Consider the following 21,524-nt stretch of genomic DNA (forward strand, 5'->3'; position numbering starts at 1 on the left):
CGCTCATGCGAAGACACCGTGGAGGTACCAGCGCGGCGTCTCCATCTCGGAATACAGGCCGTGGCGGAAGATCCAGAAGCGGCGGCCGCGGCGGTCTTCGATGCGGTAGTAATCGCGCGTCGGGATATCCTGCCGTCGCCACCATTCGCCCGCGATCCGCTCCGGGCCTTCGCTGTGCGCGACGTCGTGCACGGTACGTCGCCAGCGGAAGCGGTGCGGGGGCCCGTCGGGAACCTCGGCCATCATCGATTCGATCGGTTGCGGCGGATCGAACAAATAGATCGGGCGCAGCGGCGGTTCGCCCGTCTCCGGCGCAGTCCACGGCGTCGGGGCGGGCGCCTCGGCGGCGGGCAGCATCAGCTCCGCCTGTTCGGGGATATGACTATCGCGCGCCGAGAACCGGCGCACGCGCGCCCGGCCCAGCCGCGTGCCGAGCTGATCGACGAGCTGCGCGACCTCACCCTTCTGCGCCTCGCCGCCCTCCAGCTTCAACTGCGACGCATCGAGCTTCTCCGCTAGCGCAACGTCGAGCCTCACCAGATCATAGCCGAACCCCGGATCGAGCGGGTCGGCGAGGCTGTCGATCCGCTCGCGGAACAGCCGCATCAACAGCGCCACGTCGCGTGTCGGCTGGCCGGTCTCGATCCGCAGCCGCTGGACGAGGCCGTCGGCACGGAACAACCGCGCCTCCCACCGTCGCCCGCCTTCATGACGGTCGGTAAGCTGGGCGGCCGCTTCGGTGGCAAGTTCGGCGAGCATCTCCAGCGCGTATTCGGTGCGCGCGATCGGTTCGGCAAAGCGACGCTCGACACCGATCTTGGCCACCGTGCGGCGCGCGACGATCGGTCCCTTCACCGACCCGTCGAGCCGGCGAATCATCATCGCCGCCTCCTCGCCGAACCGTGCGGCGATCGTCGCAAGCGGCCGCGCCATCACGTCGCCGACCGTCTTGAGCCCCGCGCGTGACAACGCCGTCGTCGCATCCTCGTCGAGCCCCAGCGCCGCCACCGGCAACCGCTTCACCGCACGCTTTTCATCCGGCGCCGGTGCCCCCGCATACCGCGCCAACGCGCGCGCCGTATCGGGCGTATCGCCGAACGCGTGGCGTACCAGCAGCCCCCGGCGTGCAAGTCGCTCTTCCAGATCGGCGGCCAATCGCCGCTCGCCTTCGAACTCGTGCACGCACCCGGCAATGTCGAGGATCAGCCCATCGGGTTCGTCGAGCGCGACCGAGGGCGTGTACCGCTGGCACCCGTCCGCGAGCCGCTCGAGCCATTCGTGATCGGCATGCGCGTCATGCTCGTAGACCTCGAGTTCGGGCACCCGCGCCCGCGCATCCGCCAGCGTCAGCCCCGGCTGGAGCCCTGCCCGCACCGCCTCGCGGTCGAGCGCCTTCAGCCGCACCCCGCCCGAGACCGTCTCGACGAACGCGATCGGCGTCTCAGCCCGTCCGACGAACAAATGCGGCCGCATCGTCCGCAGCCGCTCGATCGGCAGCCACGGGAACACCAGCGCCAGGTAACGCCGCGGAATCGTCAGAGGCGAAGGCGGTTTGGTCGAAGGCGATATTGTCGAAGATGTGCGCGTCACGGTCCCACTCCACACGCCAGCGAAGCCCGGTCTGGCCTCCGCGTCGACGCAGCAATTCGATGTCGAAGGCAGGTTTGCCCGGTGCGTCGGCTTCCAGCGGTCGCGACCGACACGCGGCGACCTGCCAGCGCGACGCGGCCGCACTCGGCACCGGCTCGGCACCAATGCGCAGGCTGAGAATGGTGACGCCCGAAGCTTCGGCCGCCAGCATCAGCCGCCGCGTCGCGGTAAGATCGATTTTAGGCGCACGTCCCCAGGACTCGATCAGCAACGTACCGAGCCCATGGCACCGCGCAGCATCGGCGGCGGCGCGCAACAAGCTCGCCTCGTCCTCGACCAGCCCCAGCACCAACGACGTCACGTCGAGCCCCATCTCGACCAGCCCGGTCGCATGCAGCCGCCCGCCCTGCCGCTCGCTTGCCTCGGTGCGCAGCCACATCACCGGCGCCGCCTTTGCCGCCAACACCGAAGCGATCGCGAACCCCGCGCCACTCGCCGAATCGTCGACCGTCGCGAAAATCTCGTGGAGTTGCGCCTTCGCCATCCCCTGCGTCAGCCACGCATCGTCCGCACGGCCATCACCCTGAGTCGGCATCCCCGTCGTGGCAATCCGCTTCAGGCGGGCTATCAAGGCAAGCGACTCGTTCACAATTGTTCTTGTAATGTTCTAGTGCCGGAGTCGCCAAGCGGAATCTCGTTTGCGGTGAATTTCACGCGAAAGTCGAAAAGGCGCTTGCCGTCCCGGAAACACCGGGCTAACAGCGCGCCTCACCCAGTCACCGTGTCGCTTCAGACCGGAGACATAGGCGCCAGAGCGGGCGTAGCTCAGGGGTAGAGCACAACCTTGCCAAGGTTGGGGTCGAGGGTTCGAATCCCTTCGCCCGCTCCAGTTTTCCTAGGAAAACAGCGGTCCAGCGCGAGGCGACGGAGCCTCAGCCTTCCGACCCACCATCTTCATCACCGTCAGTACGCATGGCATTTCCCATGCGCTCGCCTTACGCTCGGCGCATGGCAACCCCTCGGCACGCGCGTCACCCGTTGATCCTGTCGGCGCTGCTGCTGGCCGCACCCTCGTCGGCCACCCCCGTTTCGGCCCCTACCGACATGCAACGATGGCAGGCGCAGGCCAAGCGCGTGACGATTACCCGCGACGACTGGGGCATCCCGCACATCAAGGGTCGGTCGGATGCCGATGCGGTGTTCGGGATAATCTATGCACAGGCGGAGGACGACTTCCCGCGCATCGAGGCGAATTACCTGACCGCGCTTGGCCGGACCGCCGAGGCGGCCGGCGCTGACGTGGGAGAGGACGCGGTGTGGGCGGACCTTCGCCAGCGGCTGTTCGTCGATCCGCCCACGTTGAAGGCGGACTATGCCGCGAGCCCGGCATGGTTGCGCACGCTGATGCAGGCCTGGGCGGACGGGCTGAACTATTATCTCGCGACGTACCCGCAGACGAAGCCCCGCGTGCTGACCCGGTTCGAGCCGTGGATGGCGCTCAGCTTCACCGAAGGCAGCATCGGCGGCGATATCGAGCGGATCTCGCTCAGCGACCTGAAGACCTTCTACGGCCAGCCAACCCCGCCGACGCCGGAGGAACTGGGGATGATCCCGCGCGAACCGTCGGGCTCCAACGGCATTGCCATCGCACCGCGGCTGACCGCGAACGGTCACGCGTTGCTGCTCATCAATCCGCACACCAGCTTCTATTTCCGCTCCGAGGCGCAGATGACCAGTGACGACGGGCTGGACGCGTATGGCGCCAGCACTTGGGGCCAGTTCTTCGTCTACCAGGGCTTCAATCCGAAGGCCGGGTGGATGCACACCTCGGCGACGGTCGACAACGTCGACGAGTTCGCCGAGCGGATCACGCGGCGTGGCGGCGGCTATGCCTATCGCTACGGAAAGACCATCCGGCCGGTCGTCGCACGCACTGTTACGCTGCGAGTCCGCCAGCCCGATGGGACGATGGCCGAGCGCCGTTTCACCACCTACCGCACGCATCACGGCCCGATCGTCGCGACCAAGGCCGGCAAATGGATCGCCACTGCGCTGATGTGGCGCCCGGTGCCCGCGCTCGAGCAAAGCTATCTGCGGACCAAGGCGACCGATCTCGCAGGATACATGAAGGTCGCGGCGTTGAAGGCGAATTCGTCGAACGACACGCTGTTTGCGGACAGCAAGGGCGAGATCGCGTTCCTGATGCCGCAGTTCATGCCGATCCGCGACGATCGCTTCGACTATACCCGCCCGGTCGATGGCAGCGACCCCGCGACCGACTGGCATGGCCTGCATACGCTCCCCAGCCTGCCGAGCGTGCTCAACCCGCGCATAGGGTGGGCGCACAACACCAACGATTGGCCGTGGAGCGCGGCGGGCCCCGACAGCCCCAAGGCGGCGGACTATCCGCGCTACATGGACCAGGTCGGCGGCAATGCGCGCGGCGTCCATGCCGACCTGTTGCTGACGGGGAAGACCGGCTGGACACCCGACACGCTGCGGGCCGCCGCGTTCGATCCCTATCTCCCCGCCTTTGCGCGATTGCTGCCCGGACTGGTCGCCGCATGGGAGGCACTTCCCGCCAGCGATCCGCGGCGCGCTGCGCTTGCCGCACCGATCGCGCTGCTCAAGCGCTGGGACCATCGCTGGGCCTATGATTCCACCGCGACCAGCCTCGCGGTCTTCTGGGGCGACCAATTGTGGCGCGAGGTAGGCAGCTTCGCGCAGGCGGAGAGGCTGAACGTCCCCGACTATATCGCTCTGCGCGTTGGCCCGGACGCGAAGCTCGCCGCTCTGAGCACCGCGGTCGCCCGGCTCAAGCAGGATTTTGGCGACTGGCGGACTTCGTGGAAAGACATCAACCGTTTCCAGCGGCTCGACGATTCGATCGCGCCGCATTTCGACGATGCCCGTGCCTCGACCCCAGTGCCGTTCACCTCGGCGCAGTGGGGCAGCCTCGCATCGTTCGGCGCGAAGCCGTGGCCGGGGACGAAGCGCTATTACGGCACCAGCGGCAACAGCTTCGTCGCGGTGGTCGAGTTCGGCCCGCGGGTGAAGGCGATGGCGGTCATGGCCGGCGGCCAGAGCGGCGACGTCCGATCGCCGCATTTCGCCGACCAGGTATCGCGCTACGCCGAGGGACGGTTGCGGCCGGTCTATTTCCATCCCGACGAACTCGCGGGGCACGTCGAACGAACCTATCGGCCGGGTAACTGATCTACCGCATATCCAGCGATGTCGGTGCTTGCGGCGCCACCCAGGCTATTGCACGGACTGGACATGCCTGACGCCCCTCCCCTTCTCGCGGTCCGTGCGCTCGGTAAGTCGGTGCCGGGGCCACGGCGATTGTTCCGGCATCTCGACCTGGAGGTCGGTGCGGGCGAACTGGTCGCGATCATCGGCGAGTCGGGGGTCGGCAAATCGACGCTGCTCAACATCCTCGCCGGGCTGGACGAGGCGGACGAAGGCAGCGTGGCGATCGACGGCATCGACCTCGGTACGCTCGACGAGACCGCGCGGACCCGGTTGCGGCGCGAGCGGATCGGCTTCGTCTTCCAGGCCTTTCACATCCTCCCCTATTTGACGCTGCGCCAGAACGTCGCGCTGCCGCTGGCGCTCGTCTCGCCGGACAATGTCGCGGCATCGACGCGCGCGGAAGAGATGCTCGATGCGGTCGGCCTGGATGGTCGCGGCGACGGCTATGTGCGCGACCTGTCGGGGGGCGAGTTGCAGCGCGTGGCGATCGCCCGTGCGCTCGTCCACCGCCCCGCACTGATCCTCGCGGACGAGCCGACCGGCAACCTCGATCCGGAGACCGCGGCGCGCGTGCTGTCGCTGTTCGCCGATGCGGTGCGCGGCAATGGCGCGGCGGGCGTGATGGTGACGCATTCGGACGCGAGCGCGGCGATCGCCGACCGCGTGCTAACGCTGGGTGCCGAAGGACTGGTGGAGCGGCGTGGCGCCTGAGATCGGCCTGAAGTCCGGGTCCGGGCTCTGGTCGGGACGGCTGGGACTCCGCTGGCTGATCGCGGGCGAGTGGCGGTTCCACCCTGCCCGCTTCCTGTTGACGGCGGTCGCGATCGCGGTCGGCGTGGCGCTCGGCTTTGCGGTGCATCTGGTCAACGGATCGGCGCTGGCGTCGTTCGACGGGGCGATGCGCGGCGTCAGCGGAGCCGCCGAACTGTCGGTCCGCGCGACCAGTCCGCTCGGCTTCGACGAACGCCTCTATCCCCGTGTCGCACGCGCCGATGGCGTCGGCGATGCCAGCCCGGTGCTGCGCCTCGATGCGCGGATCGGCAAGGCGCGGCTGACGCTGCTGGGCGTCGACGTGATCCGTGCCGCCACGGTGACGCCGTCGCTGATCGGCATCCGCCCGCGTGGTCCCGATACCGGCAACGATACGGCGTTCGACGAGTCCGCACTGTTCCTGTCCCGCGCGGCCCTGACCCAGGTCGGCGCGAAGATCGGAACTCAGCTGGTCGTCGTCGCCAATGGCCGGTCGGTGCCGTTGCGGGTGGCGGGCACGCTGCCGGCGACGGACGAATCGACCGCGGTCGGCGTCATGGATATCGCGGCGGCACAGTGGCGGTTCGGGCGTCTCGGGCGGATCGACCGGCTTGACCTGGCGCTGTCGGATCGCGCGACTGCAGAGCCGGCGTTGCGCGCGATCCTGCCCGCGGACGCGATCCTGTCGACCGCCGAAACGCAGAACGCGCAGGGCGATGCCCTGTCGCGCGCGTACCGCGTCAATCTCGACATGCTGGCGCTGGTCGCGCTGCTGACCGGCGGTTTCCTCGTCTATTCGGCGCAGTCGCTGTCGGTGGTGCGGCGGCAACGCGCGTTCGCGCTGCTCCGGACGCTGGGCATGCCGCGCGCCGGGATCATCGCCGCGGTCGTGATCGAGGGGCTCGCGATCGGACTGGTCGGCGCCGCGGCGGGCCTCGCAGCAGGATACGGCCTGGCATGGGCGGCGCTTCACTGGTTCGGCGGCGACCTGGGTGCGGGCTATTTCGGCGGCAGCACCGCGCGCGTCGTGATCCAGCCCGGCGCCGCGATCGGGTTCTTCGCGCTCGGCCTGCTCGCCGCGATCCTAGGCAGCGCTTTACCGGCGCGCGTTGCGGCACGAGCGGCGCCTGCCGCAGCGCTCAAGAACGCGGGCGACGTGCTCGATCCGAGGCGGCCGGTCGCGTGGTGGCCCGCCGCCGCGTTGCTCGTCGCGGGAGGCGCCGCGTCGCTGTTGCCTGCGATCGCCGGGCTGCCGCTGTTCGGATTCCTGGGGATGGCGCTGATGCTCGCGGGCGGCGTCGCGGGCGTGCCGTGGTTCGCGCGCACGCTGCTGACCCCGCTGGCAAGGCGGACGCGGGGCAGCGTGCCCGGCTTGCTCGCGGTCCGCCATCTTCACGGCGCGCCCGGCGAAGCGGCGACCGCATTGTGCGGGATCGTCGCCTCGACCGCGCTGATGATCGCGATGGCGACGATGGTGACCAGCTTCCGCGGCGCGGTCGACGAGTGGCTCAACCAGGTGCTCGGCGCGGACCTGTATCTGCGCACCACCGCCGGCGCGACGTTCGATCTGGAGACCCGCACGCGTATCGCAGGCACGCCGGGTATCGCCCGCCTCGCCTCCAGTCGCCAGATCCCGCTGACCATCGCCTCGGATCGCCCACCGGTCAGCCTCATCGCGCGGCCCGAGCGCGGTGGCCGCGATCCGTTGCTGGTGTTGATCGATCGCGGACCGCCGGTGCCGAAGGATGCGCTTCCGATCTGGGTCTCGGAGCCCGCACACGGCCTGTACGGCTGGGATCCGGGTGAGCGCATCACGCTGCCGATCGCCGGCCGCACGCAGTTCACCGTCGCGGGCATATGGCGCGACTACGGACGCCAGGCGGGTGCGGTGCTGATCGACGAGGGCGATTACCAGCGCCTGACGGGCGACGATCGCCGCGACGAGATTTCCGCGACGATTCTGCCCGGTGCGGATCCGGCGAAGGTTGCGCGCGCGATGACCGATCGCCTGCCCGCAGACCTGCGTCCCCAGGTCGAGGTCGGCCAGCCGGCGACGTTGCGGAAACTTGCGCTGACGCTGTTCGATCGCAGTTTTGCGGTCACCTATCTGCTGGAGGCGGTGGCGATCCTGGTCGGGCTGGCCGGCGTCGCGGCGACGATGTCGGCGCAGACGATTGCGCGCGAACGCGAGTTCGGGATGTTGCGGCATCTCGGCCTCACCCGCGGCCAGCTCACCAGGATGCTCGCGACCGAAGGCGCGATCGTCGGGCTCACCGGCGCGCTCGCAGGGATCGGGCTGGGGCTGGTCCTGTCGCAGGTGCTGATCCACGTCATCAACCCGCAGTCGTTCAACTGGACGATGACCACCCGCATCCCGCTCGGCACGCTGATCGGCGTCGCGACCGCGCTGACGGGCGCGGCGGCGGCGACCGCGATGCTGGCGGGGCGGCGCGCGACGGCGAGAAGCGCGGTACAGTCGGTGCGGGAGGATTGGTGATGCTGCGACCTTGGGCCCTGCTCGGCTGGATCGCCGCGATCGGTGTCGCCGCGCCCGCCGCCACGCCGCCCGCCCCCTATCCGGTCGTACGGCCGGGGATCACGCTTCGTTTCCCCGCGGATCACGGCGCGCACCCGGCGTTTCGCACCGAATGGTGGTACGTCACCGGCTGGCTGCGGACCGAGGACGGCAAGGATCTCGGTTTCCAGGTCACCTTCTTCCGCACCCGCCCGCCGGTCGATCCGCGCAACCCGAGCCGGTTTGCCGCACGCCAGGTCCTGTTCGCGCACGCAGCGTTGTCCGATCCGACCACCGGCAAGCTGCTCCACGGCGAGCAGGCGGCCCGCCAAGGCTTCGGTCTCGCGCAGGCGCGGACGGGCGATGCCGACGTCGCGATCCGCGACTGGCGATTGCGCCGTGTGGGGAATGGCCGGTGGGCGACGCGCGTAAATGCGGACGGCTTCGGCCTCGCGCTCGATTTCCAGCCGACCCAGCCTCCCCTGCCGCAGGGAGTCGGAGGCTATAGCCGCAAGGGACCACGCCCCGAGGAAGCGAGCTATTATTACTCGGTGCCGCATCTCCGCGTGACCGGCCGCGTCCGCAGAGGCGGTGGAACGGTCGCAGTGACCGGCGAGGCGTGGCTGGACCGCGAATGGTCGTCCAACTACCTCGCACCCGCCGCGCAAGGCTGGGACTGGACCGGGCTCAATTTCGACGACGGCTCCGCGCTGATGGCGTTCCGCATCCGGCGCAAGGGCGGCGGCACGGTCTGGACGGGCGGCTCGCTCCGTCGCGCCGACGGCAGCATGACGGTGTTCGGCCCCAACGACGTCGCCTTCCGCCCGCTCGCGACATGGCGGAGCAAGGCGACCGGCGCGCTCTACCCGGTCTCGCAGGAACTGAGCGTTCGCATCGCCGGCGGCGTCCAGCGCTGGCGCCTCGTCCCGATGTTCGCCGCGCAGGAACTCGACGCCCGCCGCAGCGGCCTACCGGTCTATTGGGAGGGCGCGGTCCGCACCCGCGGCGGTCGCGGCTATCTCGAACTCACCGGGTATGAGCGCGCGCTCGAGATGTGAGCGCGCAAAATTTGCGGCGGCGGCGGACGAAACGCGTGCCAGCGCGTTGAGGTCGCTCGAACCGAAACGGGAGAGGACCGGGTTTGCCGCATTTTCTGGTTGCCGAAAGCGAGACTGCGGACGAGCGCGAGGCGCGTCGTCGCCACGCCGGCAAAAGCTCGGGCGAAACCTATGCGTCGACGCTTCGTCAGCTCCGTCCCGATGCCGAGATTACGATCGTCGCACCCGCCGACGACGATGCACAAGTCTATGAGGCCAATGCCCTTGGCCTGTTCGACGCGGTGTTCATCACCGGATCGCCACTCCACGTCTATGACGACAGCCCGGAGGTCCGACGACAGCTGACCTTCATGCGCTCGGTTTTCGCATCGGGCACGCCGTCGTTCGGATCCTGCGCCGGGCTGCAGCTCGCGGTCGCCGCCGCCGGTGGGAAAGGGCGCAAGATGCCGCAGCGGATGGAGGCCGGGATCGCCCGCCGCATCACGCCGACCGACGCCGGCCGCGATCATCCGCTGCTCGCCGGCCGTGCGGCGAGCTGGGACGCCCCCGCGATCCACGGCGACGAGGTCGAGACGCTTCCCGCCGACGCGACCCTGCTCGCGAGCAACGCCGTCACGACGATCCAGGCCGCCGAGATCCGCCACGACGGCGGGATTTTCTGGGGCGTGCAATATCACCCCGAACTCGCGCTCGGCGAGATCGCGGTCGCGTTGCGGCGCCAAGCCGAGGACATCGTCGAAGCCGGGCTCGCGGAGACGACCGACGATGTCGAGCACCGCGCGGACCAGCTCGACGCGCTCCACCACGATCCCGATCGCCGCTCGCTGCTATGGGCGCTCGGCGTCGACCGCGAGTTCGCCGACGAGGCGCGCCGCCGCACCGAACTGACCAACTTCCTCGATCACCTCGCGGACATAGACGCCAGCGATCGCGCACACGCCGCATCGCCCGATCTGTGTCCCGCCTGACCTTTTGACCCGTAACAAGGAGCGACCAATGTCCACCACTCTCAAGGCAAAGTTCGATACCCGCCGCGAAGCCGAGATGACCGTCGAGCGCCTGGTCCAGGAGCAGGGCATCGAGCGGACCGACATCTTCATCACCACCGACGGCGCAGACAACAGCGTCGGCGACGAGAAGGCCGGCTCGGATACCGAAGGCAAGAACCCGACGCCGGAATCACGCGACGATGCGGCGCTGGAAGGCAAGATCGTAGTGTCCGTCGACATCGCGGACGATGCCCGCGCCGCCGAGGTGAAGGCCGCGTTCAAGGAATTCGACGCAAGCGATATCCAGGGCTGATAGCCGATCGAGGTACGGCGCTCACCACGCCGTACCTCGTACCAATCAATGCGGGGCGAGTCTTCGAAACGTTTCCAGGACCACGGCCTCCATGATCGGCTTGTCGAGCACTTCGGCGGGCGGATCGCACGGCACGCAGGCTCCGGGCGTTCCGGTGATGAACATGACGGGTATGTTGCCGTGCGCGGCGATGATCCTTTGTACCGCCAGCGGCCCGGTTCCCTCGCGAAGTCGGACGTCGGAAACGATCATGTCCGGGATGTGCGCCCCTGCGGCCACGACCGCGTCGGCCTCGCAATCCGCCTGATCATAGGATGTCGCCCCGGCTTGCTGAATCAGGCTGATGATATGGTCCGCGATCAGCCAGTCGTCTTCGATCACAAGTACGTGGCACATTTGGGTTTCCCGGTAAACTCAGGGTCCCTCAACGCGCCGGATGCCAGTCGGGCCCAGTCTTCACATAGATTAAGTTAAATCACTTAACTTTGTTTTGGTGTACTCTCACCGTTGTCCACCGTCGCAAACCAGTCCGCATAGGGCGTCGTGCGCGCCATGTGCCGGTTGAGATCGGGCGCACCATCGGTCCACCATACCGGCCCCCGCTCGCCCAGACCGTGCTTCGCAGCATCGACCGCGGCCCGCGCAGCCGCCTCCGCTTCGCTATCGCCCTCCCGCTTCGCCGCAGCCACGCCTCGCCGGCCGTCCATCAACGCCGCAACCAGTCGCACGCGTTCGTCTTCGTCCAGGCCGGGGTTCGCCGTGCGCCAAAGCCGTCCGCGCACCACGATATAGCGTCCGTCGGGGGTCGTCAGCTGGGGCGGTTTCGGCATCGACGTGAGCGAGCCTAGAGCGGCGCGTCGATCGTGAAGACGACGCCGGTGTCGCGATACTCGATCCGGGCGGTGCCGCGCATATGTTGTGCGAGCACGCGTTCGATCATCCGCGATCCGAAACCGGTGCGCGTCGGCGTGGTGACCACCGGGCCGCCGGTCTCCTCCCACATGAAGGCCAGCCGGCGTCCGCCCTCGCCGATGCCGACGCTCCATGAAATCGTGACATGCCCGCCCGCGACGTGGAGCGCGCCATATTTGGCGGCGTTGGTCGCCAGTTCGTGAAGCGCCATCGACAAGGCAAGCGTCACGCGCGGCTCGAGCCGGACATGCGGCCCCTCGACCGAGAACAGGCGACCGCCGCCATCGTCGAACGGCGCCATCACCCCGGTCACGATATCGGCAATCGTCGCGCCCTCGACCTCGTCGCGCAGCAACAGGTCGTGCGCGACCGCCAATGATCCGATCCGCGCACCGATCGTGTCGCGTGCCTCGGACATCGAGGCTGCATCGCGCAACGTCTGGTTGACGATCGCACTGACCGTCGCGAGCGTGTTCTTCACCCGGTGCGTCAGTTCCCCCGCCAGCAAAGCGCGGTGCTCCTCCGTCCGCTTGCGCTCGGTGATGTCGGTCGAGAAGCCGGTCATCGACAGCGCCGTGCCATCCGCGCGCGTCAGCAATTCGCCGCGGATCGCGACCCAGCGAACCTCGGCCGTCGGCGTCACGATGCGGTATTCGATGTCGTAATCGCATCCCGTCGCGATCGTCTCCTGGATCGCTTCGACGACGCGCGCGCGATCCTCCGGATGGATCGTTTCGAGGAACTCGGGATAACCGAACGCCGCGCCCGGATCATAGCCGAAGACGATCTTGCAGCCATCCGACGCGTCGAGATGCTGGCTGGCGGGATCGAAGGTCCACGCGCCCAGCCGCCCCGCCTTTAACGCGAATTGCAGCCGCGCGGCGCTGTCGGCGAGCCGAACCTGAGTCTCCGCGGCGGACGCCTCGAGCTCGCGCTGCTCGGCCTCCAGCAGCGCGAGCGTTTCGCGTTCGAGCGTCACGTCGTGCTGGGACGCGACGTAATAGCGCAGATGCCGGCTGCGATCGAACACCGGCGCGACCAGCAGCCGGTTCCAGAACGGCGTCCCGTCCTTGCGGTGGTTGAGCAGGTCGATCTCGAGCCGCTCGGACCGCCCGATCGCATCCCGCAGCCGCGACACGTCCTCGGGATACGTCTCCGGCCCTTGCAGGAACCGACAATTCCGGCCGACCACCTCGTCGCGGGCATAGCCGGTCAGGCGCTCGAACGCCGCGTTCACGTGAATGATCGGGTTGTCGGGAAGCGTCGGATCGCTGATCGCCATAGGCAAGATCGCTTCGTTGAACCCGACCACGAAAGGATCCGCCGCGTCGAGCGAACGGCCGAATGCCGCCAGGATCAGCGTATGATCGGCATCCTCGTCCCGCAAGGACGTCTGGTTCTTACTCTGTTCCAAGCAAGTATTTGCTACCTAAAGTCTCGCGCGTCGACAATAGCATACCGTCATTGCGCCGAAGCATTTGCACCGCCGGGGTGCGTGACGGGAGAACGCGCGAACGCGACGCGATCGCGCCGCGCATCTGCCGATACGCCGTCAGGCGGCGATCCGTGCGACGGCGGCCGACTCTCCGTCGATCGGGCTCGAACCCATGCCCACCGCCGCTGGCACGAGGGTGTCGACCGCATCGGTGAACGGCACGACCGGTCGCCCGACCAGATAGCCCTGCACCGCGTCGCACCCGATCGAGCGCAGCAGTTCGAGCTGTTCGCGTGTCTCGACCCCCTCCGCATGCGTGAGGACGCCGAGTTCCTGGCCGATCGCGACGGTCGCGCGCAGCACCGCCATGCACCGCGCATCGGAGCCCGCCTCGATCACGAAGCTCCGGTCGATCTTGATCCGGTCGAACTGGAAATCGCGAAGATGCGCGAGCGACGACTGGCCGGTGCCGAAATCGTCGAGCGCGACCTTGATCCCGGTCCGGCGGATCCGCGCCAGCATCGCCGCCGTGCGCGCGGCATCGTCGATCAGCGCGGTCTCGGTGATCTCGACCTCGACTCGCTCCGCCGCGACACCGTGGACCAGGATCGCCTGCGTCAGGTGGTGCAGCAGCGCGTCCGACTTCAGCTGTCCCGCCGACACGTTGATCGCGACGTGGAGGTGCGACGACCAGCCCGCCAGCTGGCGGCACGCTTCCATGATCACCCACCGGCCGATCTCCTCGATCAGGCCGCAATCCTCGGCGATCGGGATGAAGGTATCGGGCGAGATCCAGCCACGCGTGGGGTGGTTCCAGCGGATCAGCGCCTCGTATCCCGTCGTGATGCCCGACGACAGTGCCACCACCGGCTGGAACGCGAGCGAGAAGCCGCCATTCTGCACCGCCTCGTACAGGTCGTCGGTGATGTGCTGCCGTTCGACCAGGCGTTCGGCGAGGCCCGAGACATAGGGTTGCGCACGCCGGCGTCCGCGTCGCTTCGCCTCGTACAGCGCCATGTCGGCGCGTTTCATCAGTTCGTCGGGGGTCAGGTCGTTGGCGAACCCTGCGATGCCGATGCTGCATCCGGGCAGCAGCCGGCGTTCGTCGATGATCACCGGCGCGCTCAGCCGGACGACGATCGTGTCGGCCAGCGCGGTCGCCGCGTCGCCCAGCTGCGTGGCGATGATCGCGATCTCGTCGCCGCCCATCCGCGCGACGAAGCTGTCGTCGGGCAGCAGGCTCGTCAGCTCGGCCGCGACATGGATCAGCAGCGTATCGCCAACCGCATGGCCATACGCATCGTTGATCCGCTTGAAATCGTCGAGATCGATCAACAGCAGCGAGAACGGCTTGCCCAGACCGATCCGCGCCTCCTTCTCCTCGCGCAGCGCGCGGCGGTTGCGCAGGCCGGTCAGCGGGTCGTGATAGGCAAGATGCGTGAGGTTATCGAGCGCACGGCGTTCGGCGCTGACGTCGTTGAACGTCAGCACGATGCCCTGTCGCGGGATCGACCGGCACTGCATCTGATAGGTGCGGCCATCCTCCATCTCGCACTCGCGGTCGAAGTCGTCGTCGAGCTGCACCCACTGCTTCATCGCGCCCCCGACCAACGTACGCTTCTCCGCCGCCCAGCCGCGGCATGTCGCGATGACGTCGAGGAACTGGTCGATCGTCAGCCCCGGGCCGATCGCGTCGACCGGCGTGTTGAACAGGTCGAGGAAACGCCGGTTGAAATGACGCAGGCGGCCTTCGCGGTCGATGAACACCAGCCCGTCGGACATGCTCTCCATCACCGACTTCAGCGTCTGCGCCTCTTCCTCGCGCGTCGTCTTGAACCGCGCGAAGGTCAGCAGGCTGCCGAGGCACGTGACCGACACGGCAAAGGTCATGCAGGCCGCGACCAGCCCCGGCGACAACACGCTGCCGGGCACCTCGTTGATGCTGCCGAGGACGAGGTCGCCCGACAGCGACAGGAAATGCGTGACACAGATCGACAGCGCGAACACCAGGCACCCGATCGGCCGCGAGCGCGACCAGCCACGGTTGATCTGCCACGACGACAGCAGCAGCGTCCCCATGATCAGCCCGGCGACGTTGGTCGGCCACGAAAAGACGTGGATGCAGTCGGTCATGCCGGTGATGCCGACCGCGTGCATGCACCAGATCCCCGCCCCCGCCGCACCCGCCGCGACGATCCGCCCGTTGTGCGACCGCAACCGCGTGATCGCGACGATCGGCACGCCGACGGTCAGGATCCCGACCAGCGCCGATACCGTCGTCACGAACGGGTCGTAGCGCAGCAGCAGGTCGGGCCGATATGCGAGGATCGCGATGAAGTGCGTCGCCCACACTCCCAGTCCGGCGGCCAGTGTCAGCGCGCCGTGACGCCAGCCGAACGGCTCGCGCTGCGCCGCATTGGCCATGTCGGTCGTGAGGAGAGAGACGGACCAGCTCGCGGTCAGGCAGATGCCGATCGCGACGACGACCAGATAGCCCGAATGCTGGAAATGAAGATTGAAGAGAGTGGGTAGCATGGTCGCTCGGTCGTTTTTTCCCGAGTGGCACGAACACCTTAACGAAAAGGCACGCGCCGCTGCCCGCGTGTTGGGCCGCGTTGATGCAGGTTACTCGTTCGCGTTAAAGAACCGCAGGATCACGCTCGTGCCACTGGCCACCTCGCCGAACGCCACGGTCGCGTTGAGGCGAGTCGCTGCCGACCGCACGATCGCCAGGCCGAGGCCGCTTCCCTCCGGACTCCCAGTCGCGCCGAGCCGGACGAACCGGTCGAACGCCATCTCGCGCTGGTCGATCGGTATCCCCGGCCCATCGTCGACCACCGCGATCGTCGTCTCCGATGGCGTCGTCTGGAGCCTGACCGAGACGGTGCCGCCGCGCCGGTTGTAGCGTATGCCGTTGTCGATCAGGTTCGATACGATCTCGAAGATCAGCGTGCGGTGGCCGGCAACCACGTGGCGAACCTTGGGGTCACCCTCGATCGTCAGGTCGATGCCGGCTTCGATCGCGCGGTTGATCTGTCGCGTGATGACCGCCACCGCCACTTCGCGCAGGTCGACCGCCTCGAGTGGCGCGGACACCCCGGCCTCTTCGGCGCGCGCCAACGCCAGCAACTGCGTCACCAGGCGTTCGAGGCGCACCACCGCGTCGGCGATCTCGTCGAGCGCGACGCTGCGTTCCGGTCCCGAACCGCGACGAGCGAGTGCGACCTGGACCTTCAGCACCGACAACGGCGTGCGCATCTGGTGCGAGGCATCTGCGGTGAAGCGGCGGACGCCGACAGTGGCAGTGTCGAGCTGCGCCAGAAGCCGGTCGAATGCGCCAGCCAGCGGGCGGAGTTCGCTCGGGAGCGGGCCTGTGTCGAGTGGCGAGAAATCGGGGCGGGCGCGGCCGTCTCGTGCTTCGACGGCACCGCGCAGGCGGGCGAGCGGGCGGAGGCTCCAGCCTAACGCAGGCCGGATGAGCAACGCCGCGGCACCGACGAGGACGCATTCGCCGATCAGCAGCGCGAGCATCAGCCGGCGGGTGAGTGCGCCGCGGTTGTCGAGCGTCTCGGCGATCTGGACGATGACGGGCTTGTCGATCCGGGGAAGCGACCGGCGGACCTCGGCGATGCGGATCTGCTGGCCGCGGTAGCGCGCGAAGCGATAGCGCGGGACGTCGATATCGAGCGTCGCGGGATCGGGCGCGGGCAAATCCGCATAGCCGGTGAGCAGGTCCGGCCCGACGGCGACGCGGTAATAGACGTTGTCGCGCTCGGTATTCTCCAGCATCCCGAACGCGGCGGACGGCAGGTCGAGCGTGACCTCGCCGCGCTCGACCTGCACCGTCTCGGCGATCGCGCCGAGCGCACCGCCGAGCACGCGATCGTTGGTGCGGCGGACGACGTCGGCGATCAGCGTCGCCCCGACCACGCCGATCAAGATCGCCGCCGCCAGCAGCGGTCCAAGCACCGCGACCAGCAGGCGCGTACGCAGCGCTGGGGTACGCGTCTCAGCCGGCATCGAGCATGTAGCCGACTCCGCGGACGGTGCGGATACCGGGGCCGTCGGGCGCGAGCTTGCCGCGGAGGCGCGTGACGTGGACCTCAATCGCGTTGTCGCCGACCGGCTCGTCGAACCCGAACACCTCGCCGATCAGCAACGCTCGGGGGACGACCCGGCCAGCTCGGGTGGCAAGCGCCTCCAGAACCGCCCGCTCCCGCCGACGCAGGTCGAGCGCACGACCGGCGATATCCGCGTCGCCGGTCGAGCGGTTGATCGTCAGCGTACCGACGCTGAGCACCGGCAGCGGGTCGCCGCCACGCCGCCGGCCGAGCGCCCGGACACGCGCCTCCAACTCCTCGGGGTCGAACGGCTTCCGCAGATAATCGTCAGCGCCGAGGTCGAGCCCGCGCACGCGGTCGTCGAGCGCATCGCGCGCGGTCAGCATCAACACCGGCACCCGCTCCCCGCGACGGCGCAGCGTCTCCAGCACGGTGAACCCGTCGATACCGGGCAGCCCGACGTCGAGGATCACCAGCGCATACGGCTCCCCCGCGATCACCGACAGCGCATCCTCGCCCGTCGCGACGTGATCGACCGCATTACCGCCCGCGCGCAGCAACGCCGCGATGCTGCGCGCCAATGCTGCGTCGTCCTCGATCAGCAGGATGCGCATGAAAACCCATGAAAGGTTGGTGACAGGTTCGGTTCGTACTCCACCGTTGCAGTCTATCCGAACACAGAGACGGAAGGCGAGGAGAGTGACGATGGCACGAATTTTTCTGAAGATCGCACTGCTGGCTACGAGTTTCACCGCGACCGCCGTCGTGGCGCAGCGCCCTGCCAACTACCCGCGCTCCTACGACCAGCTGATCTCCGACGCGCGTGCCGAGCGGCAGGTGCGGATCTACGGCAATGCCGATCGCGCCGAACTGCTGCCCGTCGTCGCCGCGTTCCGGAAGCGCTATCCGGGCATCACCGTGCTGTACGCGGACATCGGCTCGACCGAGATGTACCGCCGCTTCGTCACCGAGACGCGCGCGCGCCGCATGTCAGCCGATCTCGTCTGGTCGTCGGCGATGGACCTCCAAGTGAAGCTGATCAACGACGGCTTCGCGCAAGGCTATGCGAGCCCGGAAAAGCCCGCGCTGCCGCCCGTATCGGTGTGGAAGAACATGGGTTTCGGCGTCACCGCTGAGCCGATCGGGATCGTCTACAACAAGCGCCTCGTGCCCCCCGGACAGGTGCCGCGCACGCATGCCGCGCTGGAGACTTGGCTGCGGAAGAACGTCCGCGCGCTCGACGGTCGCGTCACGACGTTCGACCCGGCGCGCTCAAACGTCGGCTATCTGTACCTGTCGGAGGACCTCGCGATCACGCGCGATACGCGGTCGCTGCTGGAGGCGATCGCGGCGACCAGGCCCGTGCTGTCGCGGACCAGCGAGCCGATGCTGCGCGGCGTCGCCGAGGGGCGGCAGGCGATCGCCTACAACGTCATCGGCTCCTACGCGCTGGAGCGCGCGCGGACCGATCCCCGCATCGGCGTCGCGTTCCTCCAGGATTACACGATCGTTACGTCGCGGATTGCGTTCATCGCGCGCGAGGCCGCGCACCCCGCGGCGGCCAAGCTGTTCCTCGATTTCCTGCTGTCGCGCGAGGGCCAGTCGCTGCTCGCCAAGCGCAGCCTGTGGCCGGTCCGCACCGACGTTGCCGCGCGCCGTCTTCCCTCGAGCCAGGCGCGACCGATCCGCGTGGGGCCACAACTTCTCGTCAACCTCGACCGCGTCAAGCGCCAGCGTTTCCTGCGCGACTGGACCGCGATTCTCGCCACCGGAGCCCAACAATGACCCTCTTCCGTACCGGGTGCGCCGCACTCGCGCTGATCGCCGCGACTCCGGCGCTGGCCCAAGTCCCGACATCGCCTCCGACCGACGCCGACCTCGCCGCACTGGTGCGTGCGCAGGCCGCCGAGATCGCCGCGCTGAAGTCGCGTCTCGATCGGCTGGAGAACAATGCCGCCGTCGCGCAGGCGTCCGCTCCGGTCGCGCCGTTGCAGCCGGCACCGCAGGCAGTCGCGCAGAACAACGAGCCGCGCCGCACCCTGCCGTTCGCACCGCAGCTCGCCCCCCCCGGCCCGGCCGACCGCAGCGTCGCGCAGGCGGTCGCCGCACGCGACAATCCGTCGGGCGTGACCACCGAATGGGGCGCCGGCCTGCCCGTCTTCCACTCGGCGGACGGCGTCTACACGTTCAAGCCGCGCGGCCGCATCCTGACCGATGTCAGCTCCAGCTTCGGCTCGAAATACGACGGCCGCAACATCACCACGACCGGCATGCGCGCACTCCGCCTCGGCCTCGAAGGCGGCGTCGGCACGCACTTCTTCTACCAGTTCGAGAGCGATTTCTCGGAGAACGAGGTCGACGTCGTCACCGCGTTCGTCGGCTGGCGCAACAAGATCAAGCCGGGCCTCGACTACGACGTTCGCGCCGGTCACCTGTTCAACGATCGCGGCTTCGAAGGCTCGACCGGCTCGGATTCGACGCCGTTCCTGGAGCGCACCACGGTCGCCACCGCAATCATCCCGCAGCGCGGCTTCTACGGCATCGGCGTGATGCCGCGCATCTTCTGGAAGACCGGCCATGCCTCGGTGACGATCACCGGCGACCGGATCGATGGCACGCAGACCGTTGGCGACAGCCGCACGGTGCTCGGCCGCGCGCACTGGAACCCGATCAAGTCCGATACCGGCGTGCTGCATATCGGCGCGTGGGGCTTCGACGAATCGCTGTCGTCGGTGGCCGGCACGCTGACTCGCAACACGGTGATCGGCGGCCGCTTCAACGGTGCGCTGCGCGTGTCGACCGGGCCGCTGATCGGCGGCACCGGCACGACCGGCTACGGGGTCGAGCTCGGCGGCTATCGCGGGCCGTTGTGGGTGATGGGCGAGGCGGGCCGCCGCAACGCGCGGCTCGACGGCGGGCGTCCCGATTTCGTCAGCAAGGCGTGGAGCGTCTCGGGCGGTCTGTTCCTGACCGGCGACCTGCCGCCATACAACCCGCGGCTCGGCAGCTTCGGCCAGCCCAAGGTGTTGAAGCCGACGTTCGACGGCGGCGTCGGCGCGATCGAGCTGACCGCGCGCTACGAAAGCCTCGATTTCGACAATCTGCTGACCGGCGGCGACGGCTGGGCGGCGACTGTAGGCGTCAACTGGTACCTGAACTCCTTCACCCGCTTCCAGGTGAACGCGATCCAGTGGAACACCGACAACCGCGCCGGCGACTATGTCGGCAACGACAGCGGCCAGACGCTTAGCGCTCGCGTCGGCGTCACCTTCTGATTTCCCTATTCACGCCCTTTCCTAGGACGAAGCGATGAACCTTGCCCTGCTCGGCTTCCTGATGGTCGCCACGTTCATGACGTTGATCATGACCAAGAAGATGACGCCGCTGGTCGCGCTCATCGTGATTCCGTCGATCTTCGGCGTGTTCGCGGGCGAGGCCGCGGGCCTCGGCCCGATGATGATCGACGGCATCAAAAACCTCGCGCCGACCGGCGTCATGCTGCTGTTCGCGATCCTGTTCTTCTCGACGATGACCGACACCGGCCTGTTCGATCCGCTGGTCGGACGGCTGATCCGGATGGTCCACGGCGATCCGATGCGGATCCTGATCGGGACGGTCGTGCTGTGCGCGCTCGTCAGCCTCGATGGCGACGGATCGACCACCTACATCATCACGATCGCCGCGCTGTTGCCGCTCTACAAGCGCTTCAACATGAACCGGTTGTACCTCGTCTGCCTGTTGATGACGACGAGCGGGATCATGAACCTGACGCCGTGGGGCGGCCCGACGGCTCGCGCCGCCAGTGCGCTGAAGCTCGATCCCGCGACGCTGTTCCTGCCGCTGATCCCCGGCATGATCGCCGGTCTCGCCTTCCTGATCGGCCTTGCCGTGTATTTCGGACGCAAGGAGCGCGTCCGGATGGGTGAAGCGGGCATCACCGCGGACACCGAGTTCACCGGCATGGCCGTCTCGCAATATCCCGAGGCACGTCGCCCCAAGCTGATCTGGTTCAACGCAGCCCTCGTCATCACACTGCTGACGTTGCTGGTGTGGGGTATTCTCCCCTTGTCGGTGCTGATGATGTTGGCGTTCGCGATCGCGATGATCGTCAATTATCCCGGCGTCGCCGATCAGAAGGAGCGCATTTCCGCGCATGCCGGCAACGTGCTGGCGGTGGTGTCGCTGATCTTCGCGGCAGGCATCTTCACCGGTATTCTCGGCGGCACCGGCATGGTCGAGGCGATGAGCAAGGCGGTGGTCGGCGTGATCCCGCCCGCGCTCGGGCCGTACATGGCGCCGATCACCGCGGTGCTGAGCATGCCGTTCACCTTCTTCATCTCGAACGACGCGTTCTATTTCGGGATGCTGCCGATCCTGGCGGAGGCCGGCGCGCATTACGGCGTCGCGCCAGAGGCGATCGCCCGTGCGTCGCTGATGGGCCAGCCGGTCCACCTGCTCAGCCCGCTGGTGCCGTCGACCTATCTGCTGGTCAGCCTGGTCGGGATCGACCTCGCCGATCACCAGCGCTTCACGCTCGTGCCCGCGATCGCCGTCTGCGTCGTGATGACGATCGTCGGCATGATCGCGCTCGCCTTCCCGTTCGTCGCCTGAGGTGAGCATCCCCGCAACCCGCCGCTACCGGAGAT

The 21,524-nt window shown here is 68.1% G+C and carries 17 protein-coding genes and 1 tRNA gene; 10 read left to right on the forward strand and 8 right to left on the reverse strand.

Annotated elements, in window-relative coordinates:
- Positions 1-3 precede the first annotated feature (3 nt).
- Both J4O76_RS16925 and J4O76_RS16930 read right to left on the reverse strand, forming a co-directional pair.
- A complete protein-coding gene (locus J4O76_RS16925; RefSeq protein ID WP_426283494.1) occupies positions 4-1,473 on the reverse strand; it encodes a Y-family DNA polymerase in 1,470 nt (489 codons plus the stop codon).
- The gene (locus J4O76_RS16930; protein ID WP_426283026.1) at positions 1,442-2,239 is read right to left on the reverse strand and encodes an ImuA family protein; all 798 of its coding nucleotides are present in this window, start codon (positions 2,237-2,239) and stop codon (positions 1,442-1,444) included. Before J4O76_RS16930 ends, J4O76_RS16925 begins: the two co-directional genes overlap by 32 nt.
- 165 nt (positions 2,240-2,404) lie before the next feature.
- On the opposite strand from J4O76_RS16930, the gene J4O76_RS16935 reads away from it, so the two are divergent.
- From J4O76_RS16935 to J4O76_RS16965, 7 genes are all read left to right on the forward strand, one after another.
- Positions 2,405-2,479: transfer RNA gene (locus J4O76_RS16935), tRNA-Gly, on the forward strand.
- A 119-nt stretch (positions 2,480-2,598) separates the two neighbouring features.
- Entirely contained in the window at positions 2,599-4,806 is a 2,208-nt protein-coding gene (locus tag J4O76_RS16940) for a penicillin acylase family protein (RefSeq protein ID WP_426283027.1), read from the forward strand.
- Between the two features lie 63 nt (positions 4,807-4,869).
- Positions 4,870-5,556, forward strand: a complete 687-nt coding sequence (locus tag J4O76_RS16945; RefSeq protein WP_426283028.1) for an ABC transporter ATP-binding protein — start codon at positions 4,870-4,872, stop codon at positions 5,554-5,556.
- Positions 5,546-8,092 carry an FtsX-like permease family protein gene (locus J4O76_RS16950; protein ID WP_426283029.1) on the forward strand — a complete coding sequence of 849 codons (2,547 nt, stop codon included), beginning with the start codon at positions 5,546-5,548 and terminating at the stop codon, positions 8,090-8,092. Before J4O76_RS16945 ends, J4O76_RS16950 begins: the two co-directional genes overlap by 11 nt.
- Complete coding sequence (locus tag J4O76_RS16955) at positions 8,092-9,168, forward strand: lipocalin-like domain-containing protein (RefSeq protein ID WP_426283030.1); 1,077 nt, start codon at positions 8,092-8,094, stop codon at positions 9,166-9,168. The genes J4O76_RS16950 and J4O76_RS16955 overlap by 1 nt, the downstream gene beginning before the upstream one ends.
- Positions 9,169-9,251: 83 nt before the next feature.
- Positions 9,252-10,136 carry a type 1 glutamine amidotransferase gene (locus J4O76_RS16960; protein WP_426283032.1) on the forward strand — a complete coding sequence of 295 codons (885 nt, stop codon included), beginning with the start codon at positions 9,252-9,254 and terminating at the stop codon, positions 10,134-10,136.
- 28 nt (positions 10,137-10,164) lie between these two features.
- On the forward strand, positions 10,165-10,470 hold the full coding sequence (locus J4O76_RS16965) for a hypothetical protein (protein ID WP_056064484.1): 306 nt from the start codon (positions 10,165-10,167) through the stop codon (positions 10,468-10,470).
- 45 nt (positions 10,471-10,515) lie between these two features.
- Here J4O76_RS16965 and J4O76_RS16970 read toward each other — a convergent pair whose 3' ends face one another.
- From J4O76_RS16970 to J4O76_RS16995, 6 genes are all read right to left on the reverse strand, one after another.
- Positions 10,516-10,851 carry a response regulator gene (locus J4O76_RS16970; protein WP_426283033.1) on the reverse strand — a complete coding sequence of 112 codons (336 nt, stop codon included), beginning with the start codon at positions 10,849-10,851 and terminating at the stop codon, positions 10,516-10,518.
- Between the two features lie 98 nt (positions 10,852-10,949).
- Complete coding sequence (locus J4O76_RS16975) at positions 10,950-11,300, reverse strand: hypothetical protein (protein ID WP_426283034.1); 351 nt, start codon at positions 11,298-11,300, stop codon at positions 10,950-10,952.
- Positions 11,301-11,314: 14 nt separating this feature from the next.
- Complete coding sequence (locus J4O76_RS16980) at positions 11,315-12,796, reverse strand: PAS domain-containing protein (RefSeq protein ID WP_426283035.1); 1,482 nt, start codon at positions 12,794-12,796, stop codon at positions 11,315-11,317.
- A 138-nt stretch (positions 12,797-12,934) separates the two neighbouring features.
- On the reverse strand, positions 12,935-15,352 hold the full coding sequence (locus tag J4O76_RS16985) for a bifunctional diguanylate cyclase/phosphodiesterase (protein ID WP_426283036.1): 2,418 nt from the start codon (positions 15,350-15,352) through the stop codon (positions 12,935-12,937).
- A gap of 90 nt (positions 15,353-15,442) precedes the next feature.
- Positions 15,443-16,837, reverse strand: coding sequence for a sensor histidine kinase (locus J4O76_RS16990; RefSeq protein ID WP_426283037.1), 1,395 nt, complete (start codon positions 16,835-16,837; stop codon positions 15,443-15,445).
- Positions 16,827-17,492: a response regulator transcription factor gene (locus J4O76_RS16995; protein WP_426283038.1), complete on the reverse strand. Its 666-nt coding sequence runs from the start codon at positions 17,490-17,492 to the stop codon at positions 16,827-16,829. Before J4O76_RS16995 ends, J4O76_RS16990 begins: the two co-directional genes overlap by 11 nt.
- A 91-nt stretch (positions 17,493-17,583) precedes the next feature.
- Between J4O76_RS16995 and J4O76_RS17000 the strand changes: the two genes are divergently transcribed.
- The 3 genes from J4O76_RS17000 to J4O76_RS17010 are packed head-to-tail and all read left to right on the forward strand — an operon-like array spanning position 17,584 to position 21,489.
- On the forward strand, positions 17,584-18,663 hold the full coding sequence (locus tag J4O76_RS17000; protein ID WP_426283039.1) for an ABC transporter substrate-binding protein: 1,080 nt from the start codon (positions 17,584-17,586) through the stop codon (positions 18,661-18,663).
- Positions 18,660-20,153, forward strand: coding sequence for a porin (locus J4O76_RS17005; RefSeq protein ID WP_426283040.1), 1,494 nt, complete (start codon positions 18,660-18,662; stop codon positions 20,151-20,153). Before J4O76_RS17000 ends, J4O76_RS17005 begins: the two co-directional genes overlap by 4 nt.
- Before the next feature lie 34 nt (positions 20,154-20,187).
- A complete protein-coding gene (locus J4O76_RS17010; RefSeq protein ID WP_056064457.1) occupies positions 20,188-21,489 on the forward strand; it encodes a CitMHS family transporter in 1,302 nt (433 codons plus the stop codon).
- Positions 21,490-21,524: the final 35 nt, after the last annotated feature.

This window comes from Sphingomonas sp. NFX23 (assembly GCF_049887795.1).
GTDB lineage: Bacteria > Pseudomonadota > Alphaproteobacteria > Sphingomonadales > Sphingomonadaceae > Sphingomonas.

What these genes read in the sequence shown, in the direction of transcription:
- J4O76_RS16975 (WP_426283034.1), bottom strand. Translation starts at nt 11,300, where the DNA reads ATGCCGAAACCGCCCCAGCTGACGACCCCCGACGGACGCTATATCGTG.
- J4O76_RS16940 (WP_426283027.1), top strand. Translation starts at nt 2,599, where the DNA reads ATGGCAACCCCTCGGCACGCGCGTCACCCGTTGATCCTGTCGGCGCTG.
- J4O76_RS16955 (WP_426283030.1), top strand. Translation starts at nt 8,092, where the DNA reads ATGCTGCGACCTTGGGCCCTGCTCGGCTGGATCGCCGCGATCGGTGTC.
- J4O76_RS16965 (WP_056064484.1), top strand. Translation starts at nt 10,165, where the DNA reads ATGTCCACCACTCTCAAGGCAAAGTTCGATACCCGCCGCGAAGCCGAG.
- J4O76_RS16945 (WP_426283028.1), top strand. Translation starts at nt 4,870, where the DNA reads ATGCCTGACGCCCCTCCCCTTCTCGCGGTCCGTGCGCTCGGTAAGTCG.
- J4O76_RS17005 (WP_426283040.1), top strand. Translation starts at nt 18,660, where the DNA reads ATGACCCTCTTCCGTACCGGGTGCGCCGCACTCGCGCTGATCGCCGCG.
- J4O76_RS16985 (WP_426283036.1), bottom strand. Translation starts at nt 15,352, where the DNA reads ATGCTACCCACTCTCTTCAATCTTCATTTCCAGCATTCGGGCTATCTG.
- J4O76_RS16990 (WP_426283037.1), bottom strand. Translation starts at nt 16,837, where the DNA reads ATGCCGGCTGAGACGCGTACCCCAGCGCTGCGTACGCGCCTGCTGGTC.
- J4O76_RS16925 (WP_426283494.1), bottom strand. Translation starts at nt 1,473, where the DNA reads ATGCGGCCGCATTTGTTCGTCGGACGGGCTGAGACGCCGATCGCGTTC.
- J4O76_RS16995 (WP_426283038.1), bottom strand. Translation starts at nt 17,492, where the DNA reads ATGCGCATCCTGCTGATCGAGGACGACGCAGCATTGGCGCGCAGCATC.
- J4O76_RS17000 (WP_426283039.1), top strand. Translation starts at nt 17,584, where the DNA reads ATGGCACGAATTTTTCTGAAGATCGCACTGCTGGCTACGAGTTTCACC.
- J4O76_RS17010 (WP_056064457.1), top strand. Translation starts at nt 20,188, where the DNA reads ATGAACCTTGCCCTGCTCGGCTTCCTGATGGTCGCCACGTTCATGACG.